Origin of the sequence: Pseudoalteromonas sp. US3C1004 (assembly GCF_048401065.1) — a bacterium.
Classification (GTDB): Bacteria; Pseudomonadota; Gammaproteobacteria; order Enterobacterales; family Alteromonadaceae; genus Pseudoalteromonas; species Pseudoalteromonas undina.
Map to the genome: position 1 here is coordinate 2714364 of NZ_CP183073.1, position 14178 is coordinate 2728541.

At 41.2% G+C, this 14178-nt stretch carries 10 protein-coding genes; 3 read left to right on the top strand and 7 right to left on the bottom strand.

Going from position 1 to position 14178, the window contains the following annotated elements; genetic code table 11:
• Positions 1-307: 307 nt before the first annotated feature.
• From ACNSN3_RS12690 to ampD, 7 genes are all read right to left on the bottom strand, one after another.
• Entirely contained in the window at positions 308-994 is a 687-nt protein-coding gene (locus tag ACNSN3_RS12690) for a tRNA-uridine aminocarboxypropyltransferase (RefSeq protein WP_055012491.1), read from the bottom strand.
• Between the two features lie 366 nt (positions 995-1360).
• Entirely contained in the window at positions 1361-2788 is a 1428-nt protein-coding gene (gene lpdA / locus ACNSN3_RS12695; RefSeq protein WP_008114944.1) for a dihydrolipoyl dehydrogenase, read from the bottom strand.
• Between the two features lie 163 nt (positions 2789-2951).
• Positions 2952-4868, bottom strand: coding sequence for a pyruvate dehydrogenase complex dihydrolipoyllysine-residue acetyltransferase (gene aceF / locus ACNSN3_RS12700; protein ID WP_055013466.1), 1917 nt, complete (start codon positions 4866-4868; stop codon positions 2952-2954).
• A 10-nt stretch (positions 4869-4878) separates the two neighbouring features.
• A complete protein-coding gene (gene aceE, locus ACNSN3_RS12705) occupies positions 4879-7545 on the bottom strand; it encodes a pyruvate dehydrogenase (acetyl-transferring), homodimeric type (protein ID WP_010391663.1) in 2667 nt (888 codons plus the stop codon).
• Between the two features lie 84 nt (positions 7546-7629).
• A complete protein-coding gene (pdhR, locus tag ACNSN3_RS12710) occupies positions 7630-8379 on the bottom strand; it encodes a pyruvate dehydrogenase complex transcriptional repressor PdhR (RefSeq protein WP_008114937.1) in 750 nt (249 codons plus the stop codon).
• A gap of 664 nt (positions 8380-9043) precedes the next feature.
• On the bottom strand, positions 9044-9895 hold the full coding sequence (ampE, locus tag ACNSN3_RS12715; RefSeq protein ID WP_055013474.1) for a beta-lactamase regulator AmpE: 852 nt from the start codon (positions 9893-9895) through the stop codon (positions 9044-9046).
• Between the two features lie 21 nt (positions 9896-9916).
• Positions 9917-10462, bottom strand: coding sequence for a 1,6-anhydro-N-acetylmuramyl-L-alanine amidase AmpD (gene ampD / locus ACNSN3_RS12720; protein WP_418607608.1), 546 nt, complete (start codon positions 10460-10462; stop codon positions 9917-9919).
• Between the two features lie 370 nt (positions 10463-10832).
• On the opposite strand from ampD, the gene nadC reads away from it, so the two are divergent.
• From nadC to ACNSN3_RS12735, 3 genes are all read left to right on the top strand, one after another.
• The gene (gene nadC / locus ACNSN3_RS12725; RefSeq protein WP_418607610.1) at positions 10833-11678 is read left to right on the top strand and encodes a carboxylating nicotinate-nucleotide diphosphorylase; all 846 of its coding nucleotides are present in this window, start codon (positions 10833-10835) and stop codon (positions 11676-11678) included.
• A gap of 508 nt (positions 11679-12186) precedes the next feature.
• Positions 12187-12636, top strand: coding sequence for a pilin (locus ACNSN3_RS12730; protein ID WP_010391865.1), 450 nt, complete (start codon positions 12187-12189; stop codon positions 12634-12636).
• A gap of 131 nt (positions 12637-12767) precedes the next feature.
• Positions 12768-13997: a type II secretion system F family protein gene (locus ACNSN3_RS12735; RefSeq protein WP_418607612.1), complete on the top strand. Its 1230-nt coding sequence runs from the start codon at positions 12768-12770 to the stop codon at positions 13995-13997.
• Positions 13998-14178: the final 181 nt, after the last annotated feature.

The window sequence follows — 14178 nt, forward strand, 5'->3', positions numbered from 1 at the left end:
CCGGATAGCCTATATTACATAGAACTAGAAAGTAATATTGTAATAACACGGATCGTAAAAATTGGAGTTGATTAGGTTCAATTGCAGGATGCAACAAAGTTAGAAGATTCCGCAAGCGCGACTAGAGATGGTTCGCGCTTTTCTTTTGCCTGAAAGTCAGCGGTCAGCGGTCAGCGGTCAGCGGTCAGCGGTCAGCGGTCAGCGGTCAGCGGTCAGCGGTCAGCGGTCAGCGGTCAGCCAAGATTATATACATTCAAACTATGAACAAGCATTAAACTCAGTTTTTTGAATGTTCGTGCCCTGCTTTTTATTCGGGCCTACCTTTATTACGCTTACCAAGTAAATAAGCGTCGCGAAACTTAATAAAATGCTGTTCTAATTTAGTGCTCGCATCAACTTCACCAGCCAATGCTAATACCATAATAGCCACTTCTGCCGTACCTAACTGATGAGCATGAGGCGCTACACGTAATCGGTAATCAGAGAGTTTTTCTGCGGTAATAGACAGCACAGGTAAGTTATCTAAATAAGGACTCTTACGAATCATTTTTTTAGCTTCTCGCCATGTACCATCTAAAAATATAAACAATGGCTGTTTACCTGCATGCGTTTCAACCTGGGTTACCACCCTATCAGTTTCAACATCTTCAGCCGGAAAAATCACAAAAGGCTGATATTTATCATTATTCAACAATGCTAATAAAGCAGGATCTGGGGAGGTTCTATCCCAACGAAACGCATAATTATCAGGCACTATTTCCGCAATTAAACGCCCTGTATTAGACGGTTTAAAACTTTCATTGTGATACATAAGTAAGCATACTGCAGCGCTACAGCTTGCGTACTCAGCGCCCTCACAAATACAGTAATGCTTGGCAATTAAGCATTGATCACAACGATCCATTTTTCCACCACGGGCATTAAACTCACGTCGAGATTCACTTATTTGCTGAGCACGTAATGCTAAAACTGAATTTTTTAAACTCTGGGTCACTGTGGTTAATTACCTATAAACTGATGGCTGCGCATTGTAGCTAAAATAAAAGAAATTAGATATCAGCTATCAGCTATCAGCTATCAGCTATCAGCTATCAGCTATCAGCTATCAGCTATCAGCTATCAGCTATCAGCTATCAGCTATCAGCTATCAGCTATCAGCTATCAGCTATCAGCTATCAGCTATCAGCTATCAGCTACAAAATTTTGCTCATATTAACTTAAGTGTCAAGGGAGCTTGTCTTTACTGACGGCTGACGGCTGACGGCTGACGGCTGACGGCTGACGGCTGACGGCTGACGGCTATAAAAACAAAAAACCCAAGCCGAGGCTTGGGTTTTTTATCGCGATTAACTAAAAGAAATTACTTCTTCTTTTTAACTGCTTTTTTGTTTGGTAAATCAGTGATTGAACCTTCAAAAATTTCAGCAGCAAGGCCGATTGATTCGTTCAATGTTGGGTGAGCATGAATTGTTAGCGCTAGGTCTTCACCATCTGCACCCATTTCAATACCTAGACCGATTTCGCCCAGCATTTCGCCTGCGTTAATACCAATCATAGCACCACCGATAATACGGCCGCTTTCTTTATCAAAAATAAGCTTAGTAGAACCTTCAGTACGTGAAGAAGCAATAGCACGACCCGATGCAGCCCAAGGGAATACAGCTGTTTCAATGCTTAAACCTTGCTCTTTCGCTTCTTTTTCAGTTACACCCGCCCATGCAATTTCAGGGTCAGTATAAGCAATTGAAGGAATACACTTAGGATCAAAGTAATGTTTTTGACCAGAGATAACTTCTGCTGCAACATGGCCTTCATGAACCGCTTTATGCGCAAGCATAGGTTGACCCACTAAGTCACCAATCGCAAAAATATGTTCTACGTTAGTACGTAATTGCTTATCAACGTTAATAAAACCACGCTCATCAACATTCACACCCGCTTTATCAGCGTCTAACATGTTACCATTTGGTGTACGACCTACAGCAACAAGTACTTTGTCGTAACGTACTGGCTCTGCCGGTGCATTTTTGCCTTCAAACGTAACATATAAACCGTCGTCTTTTGCTTCAACGCCAGTTACTTTAGTTGAAAGCATTACATTAAACTTGTCTTTAACATGCTTTTGGTAAATTTTAATGATGTCTTTATCAGCAGCAGGAACAAGTTGGTCTGCAAATTCTACAACATCAATTGCAGAACCTAGTGCACGGTAAACCGTACCCATTTCAAGACCGATAATACCACCACCTAAAACAAGTAACTTTTCAGGAACATCTTTAAGCTCTAGCGCGCCCGTTGAATCAATAACGCGATCATCTTCTGGGATGAAAGGTAAGTTTACAGGTTTAGAACCCGCAGCAATAATTGCGTTATCAAAGGTAATGGTTGTTTTACCGTCAGCGCCTTCAACATCTAAAGTGTTGCTACCAGTAAATTTACCGTAACCAGATACAACTTTTACTTTACGCATTTTAGCCATGCCGTCTAAGCCACCTGTAAGCTGGCCAACAACAGAGTCTTTCCAAGAACGAACTTCATCTAAGTCAATTTTTGGTGCGCCAAAAGTAACGCCGTGAGATGACATTTCTGCAGCATCATCAATCACTTTAGCTACGTGTAAAAGTGCTTTAGAAGGAATACAACCAACATTAAGACATACACCGCCTAATGTCTCGCGAGATTCTACTAATGTAACTTCTAAGCCCAAGTCAGCAGCGCGAAAAGCCGCAGAGTAACCACCAGGACCACCGCCTAGTACAACAACTTGAGTTTTTAATTCGTTGCTCATGCTATTACCTTTATTGTTTGAACGGGACACAGCCCCAAAATTTAACTGCCATGTTTCTGCAAGGCAGAAAAGGGCATTTGTGCAAATATTGTATCATTGCAAATGATAAAAATCCCAGCTAAAAACAACTGGCTGGGATTTGATTTTACTCACTCTGTAGTGATCACATCACTAACTGGCGTATATCACTCATGTAACTTGCAAGAGTAACAGTAAAGCGTGCAGCAAGTGCACCGTCAATCACTCTATGGTCGTAAGACATTGAAAGTGGAACCATTAGCTTAGGCTCAAACTCTTTACCATTCCACTTAGGCTTCATTTCAGATTTTGACACACCTAAAATTGCCACCTCAGGCGCATTCACAATCGGCGTAAATGCCGTACCGCCAATGCCACCTAGGCTTGAAATAGTAAAACAACCACCTTGCATATCTGATGAACTTAACTTGCCATCACGCGCTTTAACAGATACTTCCATTAGTTCACGAGATAGTTCAATAATGCCTTTTTTATCAACATCTTTAAATACTGGTACAACTAAGCCATTTGGCGTATCAACCGCTACACCAATATTAATGTACTTTTTAAGGATTAAGCTTTCGCCATCCTCTGAAAGCGATGAGTTAAATGTAGGGAACTCAGCAAGCGCTTTAGCAGCTGCTTTCATTACAAATACTAATGGCGTAATTTTAACACCCAGCTTTTTCTTCTCGTTAAGGGCATTTTGCTCTTTACGGAACTGCTCAAGGCTCGTGATATCCGCTTCATCAAACTGGGTAACATGTGGGATTTGCACCCAGTTACGGTGTAAGTTTTTACCTGACAGCTTTTGAATACGAGAGAGTTTTTTCTCTTCTATTTCACCAAACTTAGCAAAATCAACTTTTGGCCATGGAATTAAACCAAGCTCACCGCCACCAGCATTGCCTTTAGCTGCTGATACTTGACCAGACTCAACTTGCTTAACCAGTTGCTTAACATAGTTTTGCACGTCTTCTTTAACAACACGGTTTTTACGGCCCGTGCCTTTAACGTTGGCAAGGTTAATACCAAACTCACGTGCTAAACGGCGAACCACTGGCGATGCATGTGCATAAGCGCTATTGTTTTCAAAGCTTTCAGAGCTTGCTTTAGCAGATGATGCTGCTGATTTTGACTCAGCCTGAGCTGCCGGCTTAGATTCTGTTTTAGGCGCTGGTGCTGATTTTTCTGCAGGTGCTGCAGCTGGTGCACTACCCGCCACTTCAAATACAAAAATCAATGAGCCAGTTTTAACTTTATCGCCAGTCGCTACTTTAATCTCTTTAACAGTACCTGCAAACGGCGCCGGTACTTCCATAGCTGCTTTGTCGCCTTCAACGTTTAAGATAGATTGCTCTTCTTCTACGCTATCGCCAACCGCAACCATAACTTCTGTTACTTCAACTTCGTCATCACCAATATCAGGCACGCTAACTTCTTTAGTGCTTGATGCCGATGTTTGTTCAGCAGGCTTCTCTTGTGCTTTTGAATCAGCTGCAGGGGCACTTTGGTTATCACCACCTGACACTTCAAAAACAAATACTAATGAACCCGTTTTCACTTTGTCACCAGTATTTACTTTAATTTCTTTTACTGTACCGGCAAAGGGTGCTGGTACTTCCATTGCCGCTTTGTCGCCTTCAACGTTTAAGATAGATTGCTCTTCTTCTACGCTATCACCAACTGCAACCATAATTTCAGTTACTTCAACTTCGTCATCACCAATATCTGGCACAGTGACTTCTTTGGTTGATGAAGCCGATGACGCAGCAGGTGCAGCTTCCTCGGTTTTTTCAGCTTCTTTAGAGTCAGCAGCAGAATCTTGCGCTTCACCTTCAAAGATGAACACTAAAGTGCCTGTGGTAACAGTGTCACCCACATTTACTTTAATTTCTTTTACCGTACCGGCTTGTTCAGCAGGTACTTCCATCGCAGCTTTATCACCTTCAACACTTAATAGTGATTGGTCAACTTCAACTTTATCGCCAACGCTCACTAGTATTTCGGTTACTTCTACTTCATCGCCACCGATATCAGGTACTTTAATTTCAATACTCATTGCAAACCTCTTATGCGTACAGTGGATTTAGTTTGTTAGTGTCAATGTTGAATTTTTTAATAGCTTCAACAACCACTGACTTTTCAACTTCACCACGTTTAGCAAGTTCAGATAATGTCGCAACTACCACGTAGCTTGCGTTAACTTCAAAGTGACGACGTAGGTTTTCACGGCTGTCTGAACGACCGTAACCATCTGTACCCAATACTTTGTAGTTATTGCTTGGGATAAATGAACGCGCTTGTTCTGCGTAGTTTTTCATGTAATCCGTTGCAGCAACAGTTACTGAATCGTTTAATACGCTAGTGATGTATGGCGTTTTTTGCTCGCTTTCTGGGTTAAGCATGTTGAAACGTTCAACATCTTGTCCATCACGGGTAAGTTCATTGAATGAAGTTACTGAGTAAACATCAGACGCAATACCAAACTCTTCGCTTAAAATTGCCGCAGCTTTACGCACTTCAGTCATAATAGTACCTGAGCTTAATAGCTGTACGTTGGCTTTTTTACCTTCGTAGCTTTCTAGCTTGTAGATACCTTTACGAATACCTTCTTCAGCGCCTTCTGGCATTGCTGGCTGATGGTAGTTTTCGTTCATTAGCGTTAGGTAGTAGTAAATATTTTCTTGCTCTTCACCGTACATACGACGAATACCGTCTTGCACGATAACCGCTACTTCAAATGCATAAGTAGGATCGTAAGAAATACAGTTAGGTACTGTGTTTGCAAGAATGTGGCTGTGGCCATCTTCATGTTGTAAGCCTTCGCCATTTAGCGTTGTACGACCCGCTGTAGCACCTAATAAGAAACCACGTGCTTGTTGATCCCCTGCCATCCATGCCATGTCACCAACACGTTGGAAACCAAACATAGAGTAGTAAATGTAGAATGGGATCATCGGTAAGTCGTTGGTGCTGTAAGATGTTGCAGCAGCAACCCATGACGACATTGCACCTAGCTCGTTAATCCCTTCTTGTAATACCTGCCCTGAGGTTGCTTCTTTGTAGTAAGAAACAATATCACGGTCTTGAGGGGTGTAATTTTGGCCATGTGGGTTGTAAATACCGATTTGACGGAATAAACCTTCCATACCAAAAGTACGTGCTTCATCGGCAATAATTGGCACAATATTTTTACCAATACCTTTATCTTTTAATAAGATATTAAGTGCACGGACAAAGCCCATAGTGGTTGAAATATCACGTTTTTGCTCTTCAAGTAATGGCTTGAACGCATCTACTTCTGGTAACTGTAATTTTTCAGAGAACTTAGCGATACGTGTTGGCGTGTAACCTTGTAGCGCATCACGACGAGCATGAAGATACTTGTACTCTGGAGAATCTTTTTCAAGCTCTAAGTATGGTAGCTCTTTTAATTGCTCTTCAGATACTAAATCATCTAAGCCTAAACGAGAGCGTAAGTGAGCCACATGCGACATATCCATTTTCTTAACTTGGTGCGCAATGTTTTTACCTTCAGCCGCTTCACCCATGCCGTAACCTTTTACTGTTTTAGCAAGGATCACTGTTGGACGACCTTTCGTCTCTTCTGCTTTTTTAAAGGCTGCAAACAGTTTTGAAGGCTCATGACCACCGCGCTTAAGGGCGAAAATTTCTTCATCTGTCATATCAGCAACAAGTGCTGCTGTTTCTGGATAACGACCAAAGAAATGTTCTCGTACGTACGCGCCATCTTTTGCTTTATATGTTTGGTAATCACCATCAACAGTTTCGTTCATTAACTGTAGTAATTTACCTGTGGTGTCTTTAGCAAGCAGAATATCCCAACCGCTGCCCCAAACAAGTTTAATAACATTCCAGCCAGCGCCTTTAAATAGGCCTTCTAGCTCTTGAATGATTTTACCATTACCCATTACAGGGCCATCTAAGCGCTGTAGGTTACAGTTAACTAAGTAACATAGGTTATCTAGCTTCTCACGGGCAGCAAAAGAAATAGCACCACGTGATTCTGGCTCATCCATTTCACCATCACCTAAAAACGCATATACACGTTGGTTTTTAGTGTCTTTTAATCCACGGCCATCTAAATATTTTAAGAAACGTGCTTGGTAAATTGAAGAAATTGGACCTAAGCCCATAGATACTGTTGGGAACTGCCAAAACTCAGGCATTAATTTAGGATGAGGGTAAGAAGGTAGGCCTTTACCATCTACTTCCTGACGGAAATTATCAAGCTGTTCGGCACTTAAACGTCCTTCAACAAATGCACGCGCATAAATACCCGGAGAAATATGACCTTGGTAATAGACTAAATCGCCGCCATCAACATCATTTGGCGCTTTGAAGAAATGGTTGAAACATACTTCGTAAAATGCAGCAGACGATTGGTAAGACGCCATATGGCCGCCTAAGTCGAGATCTTTTTTCGATGCACGCAATACAATCATAATCGCGTTCCAGCGAATAATTGAACGAATACGGCGCTCAAGATTTACATCACCAGGGTAGGCAGGTTCTTGATCAACCGGAATCGTATTAACGTAGTTTGTGTTAATGCCTGTTGGCATATCAACACCGTCTAAACGGGCTTGTTCTAACACTTGCTCAAGTAAAAACTGAGCTCGTTCAACACCTTCTTCGCGCACAACCGATTCAAGAGCTTGTAACCACTCTTGTGTTTCTAGCGCGTCTACGTCAATTTTATTGACTTCAGACATATGGAGGTTTCCTTATGTTTAAAATACTAATTTTATGTATTGAATACTTCACTGTTAACTCAAGTTAAAAGTGAATGTACTTGCTTAATTTTGTTTGGTGCGTCTTAAACTACGTTCAATTCGCGAATGCTCTTTACCCGCTTCAAGCAATGCTTCTTCAATATAGGCTAAATGCGCATTACTCGCTAAGCGAGCTTGTTCAGGATTACCGTCAATCACTGCATCCATTAATAAGCGTCTATGCTCGGCTAATTGGCTGCTTATATCTGACTTTTTAAGTAATACCGTTAAATTTTGTAAAACATTCTGCTCAAGTAAGCTTTGCATCCCTCTTACTAAATGCAGTAACACTACGTTATGAGACGCCTCAGCGATGCAAAAATGAAAATCATTAATCGCTTTGGCTTTTTGCTTTAATTCATCTTTAGCTAATGCAATCTGATCAAAGCTTTGTTTTACTTTTGCAAAATCGTTGCTTGTGCCGCGAAGTGCTGCGTAATAAGCCGCAATTCCCTCTAGCGCATGACGAAATTCTAATAAATCAAATTGCGATTCGGGGTGTTTACTGATCAAATCAAACAACGGATCAGTCAGCCCCTCTTCCAATTGATTTTTTACATACGTTCCACCACCTTGACGACGGGTTACAAGCCCTTTTGCCTCAAGCTTTTGAATGGCTTCACGCAACGACGGACGCGACACTTCAAATTGCTTAGCGAGTTCACGCTCCGGTGGTAACTTTTCTCCTGGTGCTAACGACCCCTCAAGAATCATGTTCTCAAGTTGTTGTAAAATAACATCAGATAATTTTGCCGCTTTAATTTTTAAAGACATCAATCAACGTCCGCGTTGTATAAGTGCTAGCAGCCCATTAAATAAGGCTTTTAACTGAATGACCTGACCAAAAGGTAAATTGGTCATACCAAATTTTGTCATACGTTATCAAAAACCGTAATTACTGTCAATTTACAGCAGTTTTAAAGCCCTAAGGCCAGCGTAACGTAATTTAAACAAAGTTCAAATAATACACAGATCACAGAGGATAAAGAAAGGTTAATAAGATGAAAAACAAATGGTCAGACCAGCTAACTTTGGGGTTCGGGGTTCGGGGTTCGGGGTTCGGGGTTCGGGGTTCGGGGTTCGGGGTTCGGGGTTCGGGGTTCGGGGTTCGGGGTTCGGGGTTCGGGGTTCGGGGTTCGGGGTTCGGGGTTCGGGGTTCGGGGTTCGGGGTTCGGGGTTCGGGGTTCGGGGTTCGGGGTTCGGGGTTCGGGGTTCGGGGTTCGGGGTTCGGGGTTCGGGGTTCGGGGTTCGGGGTTCGGCAGTAGGATAAAACGTAGCGCCTCATACAAACATACCTTTATTTTATTGTAATCGAGAGTTTATCTCCCGCATATTTAGGGTCTAGGTTAAAAATCAAAGGTTTTAAGCCCGTTCCCCGTTCCCCGTTGCTCATTGCTCGTAGCCCGCCAACTAATACCTAGAACCTAACCCCTGCTCTTTAACTTAAACCACCAAATAAAGTCATTAAGGCAATTAATACTAAATAAAAAAGTACATTGCGCTTAACCAGTTTGATCATGCAGGTGGCTTCAAAGGTGCAACCATAATAGCGCTCTTCAACTTGTTCAGCCGCTAGAGCCGTATAAGTAACCACCTTGCGATTAGGGCTTGAAAAGTCAAACACGTAATGCAGCCAACAGCTAGTCCCTTTATTAAAGTTACCAATCACTAAATAACCAAAACTGGTAATACGCGCTGGGAGCCAATCTAGCCAAAACAATAAACGGTGGATTAACTTAAAATGCTTAGCAATTACTTCATCACGATTGTCACTCACTAAGTCGGCAAAAGTGCGCACTAGCGCATAAAAAACAGCACCGGCAACACCCAATACCACAAACCAAAATATAACCGCACAATAAAATCGAAAGTTAACCCAAGCCAGCGTTTGCCCTAAGGTTTCACCGCCTTGTTGCTCCTCTGTGCGCTTTTGTCCCAATTGCAAAGCGTATAAGGTAGCTGCAGTTTGATCACCTCGAGTTAATGCATTGAGGTACGACTTATACAAAGCACGCTGTTTAGCACAACCAAAGCACACCAATAACACTGCCACATTAAAAACAAGCTGCCAAAGTACAAAGTCAGATAAAAAATACACACACCCAATAGCAATCACAGGCAGGAATAGCCAAATTAAAAACCCCGTAGCTGTGCCAAATAAACCTTTATTGGTCAATAAATTAACAGAGCGAGTTAAGTAGCCATTAGCGTAATAACTCATTTGCCAATGCGCAGAGCGAGCACCTAAACGCTCAAGTATCAGTGCTATTATTATTGAAACCAAAATCATGTTGCTACTCGCTTTACTTAGTTATTCAATTAGGTTAAAAAATTTACGCCAGTTAAAACTCTCTCCAGGGTCGGTTTTTCGCCCAGGGGCAATATCGCAGTGCCCTACTATATTACTGGCTGTTATTTTTGGGTAGCGCTGCATTATAGCTTGCGCCAATGTGGCTAAACTTTGATATTGCGCATCGGTATAATTAGTTGTATCAGTGCCCTCAAGCTCTATACCTATACTAAAATCATTACAATTTTGTTGTCCAGCAAAGCAGGAACGCCCCGCATGCCATGCACGTTTTTCAAAAGGCACATACTGTATAATTTCACCACAGCGCTTAATAAAACAATGTGCAGACACTCTAAGCCCTGCTAAATCAGTAAAGCTAGGGTGTGCATTGCAATCAATATTCCCCATAAATAAGTCATCAACATAGGGAGTATTAAACTGCCCTGCAGGCAATGAAATATTATGAATAACCAACAGCGATATATCATTATACGCAGGGCGGTCATCAAAGTGACTACACGCACGCTGGGTAATATTATTTATAACGCCTAAAGAATCTATTTTCATACTATTTGATTTAAATTTATGTAGCCCGATGCCAATTGCTCTTTGAGTAAAATGATAGAAGTTGGGTTAAGGTTTAAACCCGTTGCCCGAAAACTTTAAAACACTATTACAAGTAAATTCAACACAGTGTTTACTCAAAATAGCAGCTTGAGATAGATTTATTATCTAGAGCTCAGGTTAATCAACCAAAATTGATGTATATCAAGATGCTAATAGATTTAACCCTATAAAGATAGCGTAATACCAAACGATAAAATATGATTAACGCGTTAATTAAGCGCTAGCTTTTTAGTTTAGTTGTTAGCGGCTTCTATTTAGTAATTAAACAGAGTAAAATTTAGTTAATTTATTATCTATTATGAGCTTTTTCATGTCTATTTCGCATACCCTAATTAGCCAACTTGTTACCTTAGCACTAGATGAAGACCTAAATTACCAAAGCGCAGAACAAGGCGATATTACCGCACAGCTTATTCCGCAAGCAGAGCAAGCCAATGCGAAAGTGATCACCCGTGAAGACTGCATTTTTTGTGGCAAAGACCTAATCATTGAAGTATTCAAACAAGTCGACCCAAGTGTGGTTGTCAATATATGCGTTAATGATGGCGACTTTGTTAGTGCCAATAGCACTTTATTTACTGCCTCTGGTTCTGCTCGCGCTATTTTAACTGCAGAGCGTACTGCACTTAATTTTGTACAAACGCTTTCAGGTACAGCCACCACCACAGCGCACTATGTAAAAGAGCTAAGTGGCACTAGCACGCAACTACTCGATACCCGTAAAACCATTCCGGGGCTAAGAGCATTGCAAAAATATGCAGTTAAGTGTGGCGGCGGTGCAAACCACCGAATTGGTTTGTTTGATGCGTTTTTAATTAAAGAAAACCACATAGCAGCCTGTGGAGGAATTAATAACGCAGTGGCTCAAGCTAAGCTAAATCATGCCGATAAACCTATAGAGGTTGAAGTTGAATCGTTTGATGAGCTAGAGCAAGCCATTAGCGCAGGTGCCAACATTATAATGTTAGATAATTTTAACCCAGAACAAATACGCCAAGCGGTTACCATTACAAATAAGCGCGCTAAACTTGAAGTGTCGGGTAATATGACCTTAGAAACGCTAAAAGCATACTCGCAAGCTGGGGTTGACTTTATTTCAAGCGGCGCACTTACAAAAAATTTACAATCAATCGATTTATCGATGCGATTTGAGTAAATAATGTAAAATTTATTTATATATTCCCGGGCTAATTGATTGACAGCCTTTAAAAAAGGGCATTAAATAATTCAAAAGGATTATTTATAACAAGTTATTAAATTAATGCGCTTTTTATCAGTTTTTTACATACAAAAGCGCAATAAACAGTGTTAGACTCATACCGAACAACTAGTTTTTAGCATTAACTTAGTTTAAAAGAATGAGAAAATACAAAAGCTTACAAATTTGAAATAAATGACAATGTTTATTTCATTATTAACTTGTAACTTACGGGGATTATAACTAACTTTTAGTAGTTAGGCTTATACTCAAATAAGGGACGAGTAACGAATAACCGTCACACAGTGCGTGTGTTTGCGGAGAATATTTTACCGTTTAAACACAACACTAAATTTGGCAAAATGATTTTATTTTTGTAGTAACAGGTTAAGTAAACACATAAGTTACAGTTTAAAAACTTATACCCGTTTGGCTTACCACAACATTATCCTTTAGGAGAGGAAACATGCAAACAATGACACAACAGAACCAAAAGGGTTTCACCCTAATTGAATTAATGATTGTAGTAGCAATCATCGGTATTTTAGCAGCAGTAGCACTGCCTGCTTATTCTAATTATCAAGCTTCATCTAAGCTAACTGCTGGTTTAGCTGAAATAACAGGCGCTAAAACTGAGTTTGAAATAATGAAGAATAATGGTGAAACTGTTTCTGCCATCGGTGATATCAAAGCTGTTACCAATACTGATACGCAAAATTGTGCAATTACAGCTACAGCAAATACCATTGTATGTACTGTTCAAAATGCACCTTCTCAAGTCAATGGCGCAACCTTAACTTGGACACGTAATGATACAACTGGAGCTTGGACGTGTGCTACAGCCGGCATTACTGGTGATGCTAGCCTAGCTCCAAAGAGCTGCCCTCAAGCTGCTGCTGCAACACCATCATCATAATTATAATTATAATTATAATTATAATTATGATCGGTATTTAACTTTTAATAAGCGCTCTGTAGGGCGCTTTTTTTATATAAATTTTTACTAATTGCGTAATTTAACCCCCGTTTAATTCAAGTGAGTTTCATATGGCAAATAAGCAAGAAAATAAAGGCCTAGATACCTTTCAATGGGTAGGTGTAAGCGCTCGCGGCAAGAAGCTTGAGGGTGAGCTTACTGGATCAAGCATTGCACTAGTCAAAGCGCAGTTACGCAAACAAGGCATTACTCCCTCAAAAGTTAAACGTAAAGCCAAGCCGCTGTTTGGTATAAAAAGCGTACAAAAAGTAACCCCGAAAGATATTGCCTTAGTTACTCGACAAATTGCCACTATGCTAATGGCGGGTGTACCACTAATTCAGTCCATTGAGATGATAGCTTCAGGCTCCACCAATAAAAGCGTGAGTAAGCTGATGAGTGCTATTGGCGATGAAGTCAAAGCAGGGTTGCCGCTTTCTAACGCACTTAGAAAATACCCTCGCTATTTTGATGATTTATATTGCGATTTAGTGGCCTCTGGTGAGCAATCTGGTGCACTGGATAAAATATTTGACCGCGTTGCGCTATATAAAGAAAAGTCAGAAGCACTAAAATCAAAAATTAAAAAAGCCATGTTTTATCCTATATCGGTTTTAGTGGTTGCAGGTATTGTAACTTCTATCTTGCTGATATTTGTAGTACCACAGTTTCAAGAAATATTTGCTGGTTTTGGCGCAGAGCTGCCCGCTTTTACTTTATTTGTTATCGCCATTTCTGAATTTATGCAAGAGTATTGGTGGATGATATTGATTGCCGTAATGGCATTTGGCTACATATATAAAGAAGCCGCACTCAGAAGTTTAGCGCTCAGAGATGCCACCGACCGCGCCATACTCAAGCTCCCTGTTATAGGTATGATTTTAAATAAAGCGGCCGTGGCACGTTATGCGCGTACTTTATCGACCACCTTTGCTGCGGGTGTACCGCTGGTAGATGCGCTTGATTCTGCAGCCGGTGCCTCAGGTAATGCGGTTTATCGTTATGCTATTTTAGAAATAAAAGCTGAGGTAAGCTCAGGTAATCAAATGAACTGGGCGATGCGTAATTCAAAAATATTCCCCGATATGGTGGTACAAATGGTCGCCATTGGTGAAGAGTCAGGATCGCTTGATGGCATGCTGGCTAAAGTGGCCACTATTTATGAGCAAGAGGTGGATGACGCCGTAGATGGCCTATCTAGCCTATTAGAGCCATTAATAATGGCGGTACTCGGCGTGCTAGTGGGTGGCTTAATTGTGGCCATGTACTTACCTATATTCCAACTAGGTTCAGTTATTTAGACAGGTTTTAGGCGCGGGGTTCGAGACCCCTGCTTGCCGCCCGTAACCTTAACTACCTCTAAAAGCGAAGCGTCTCTTAACCTCTATTGTGAATAATGACCTTGCGCGGCATAAAGCTCCGCCTACAGAACAATTAAAACGCGGTGGTTCCCCGCATCTCGTCGCCCGTCGCCCAAACCTC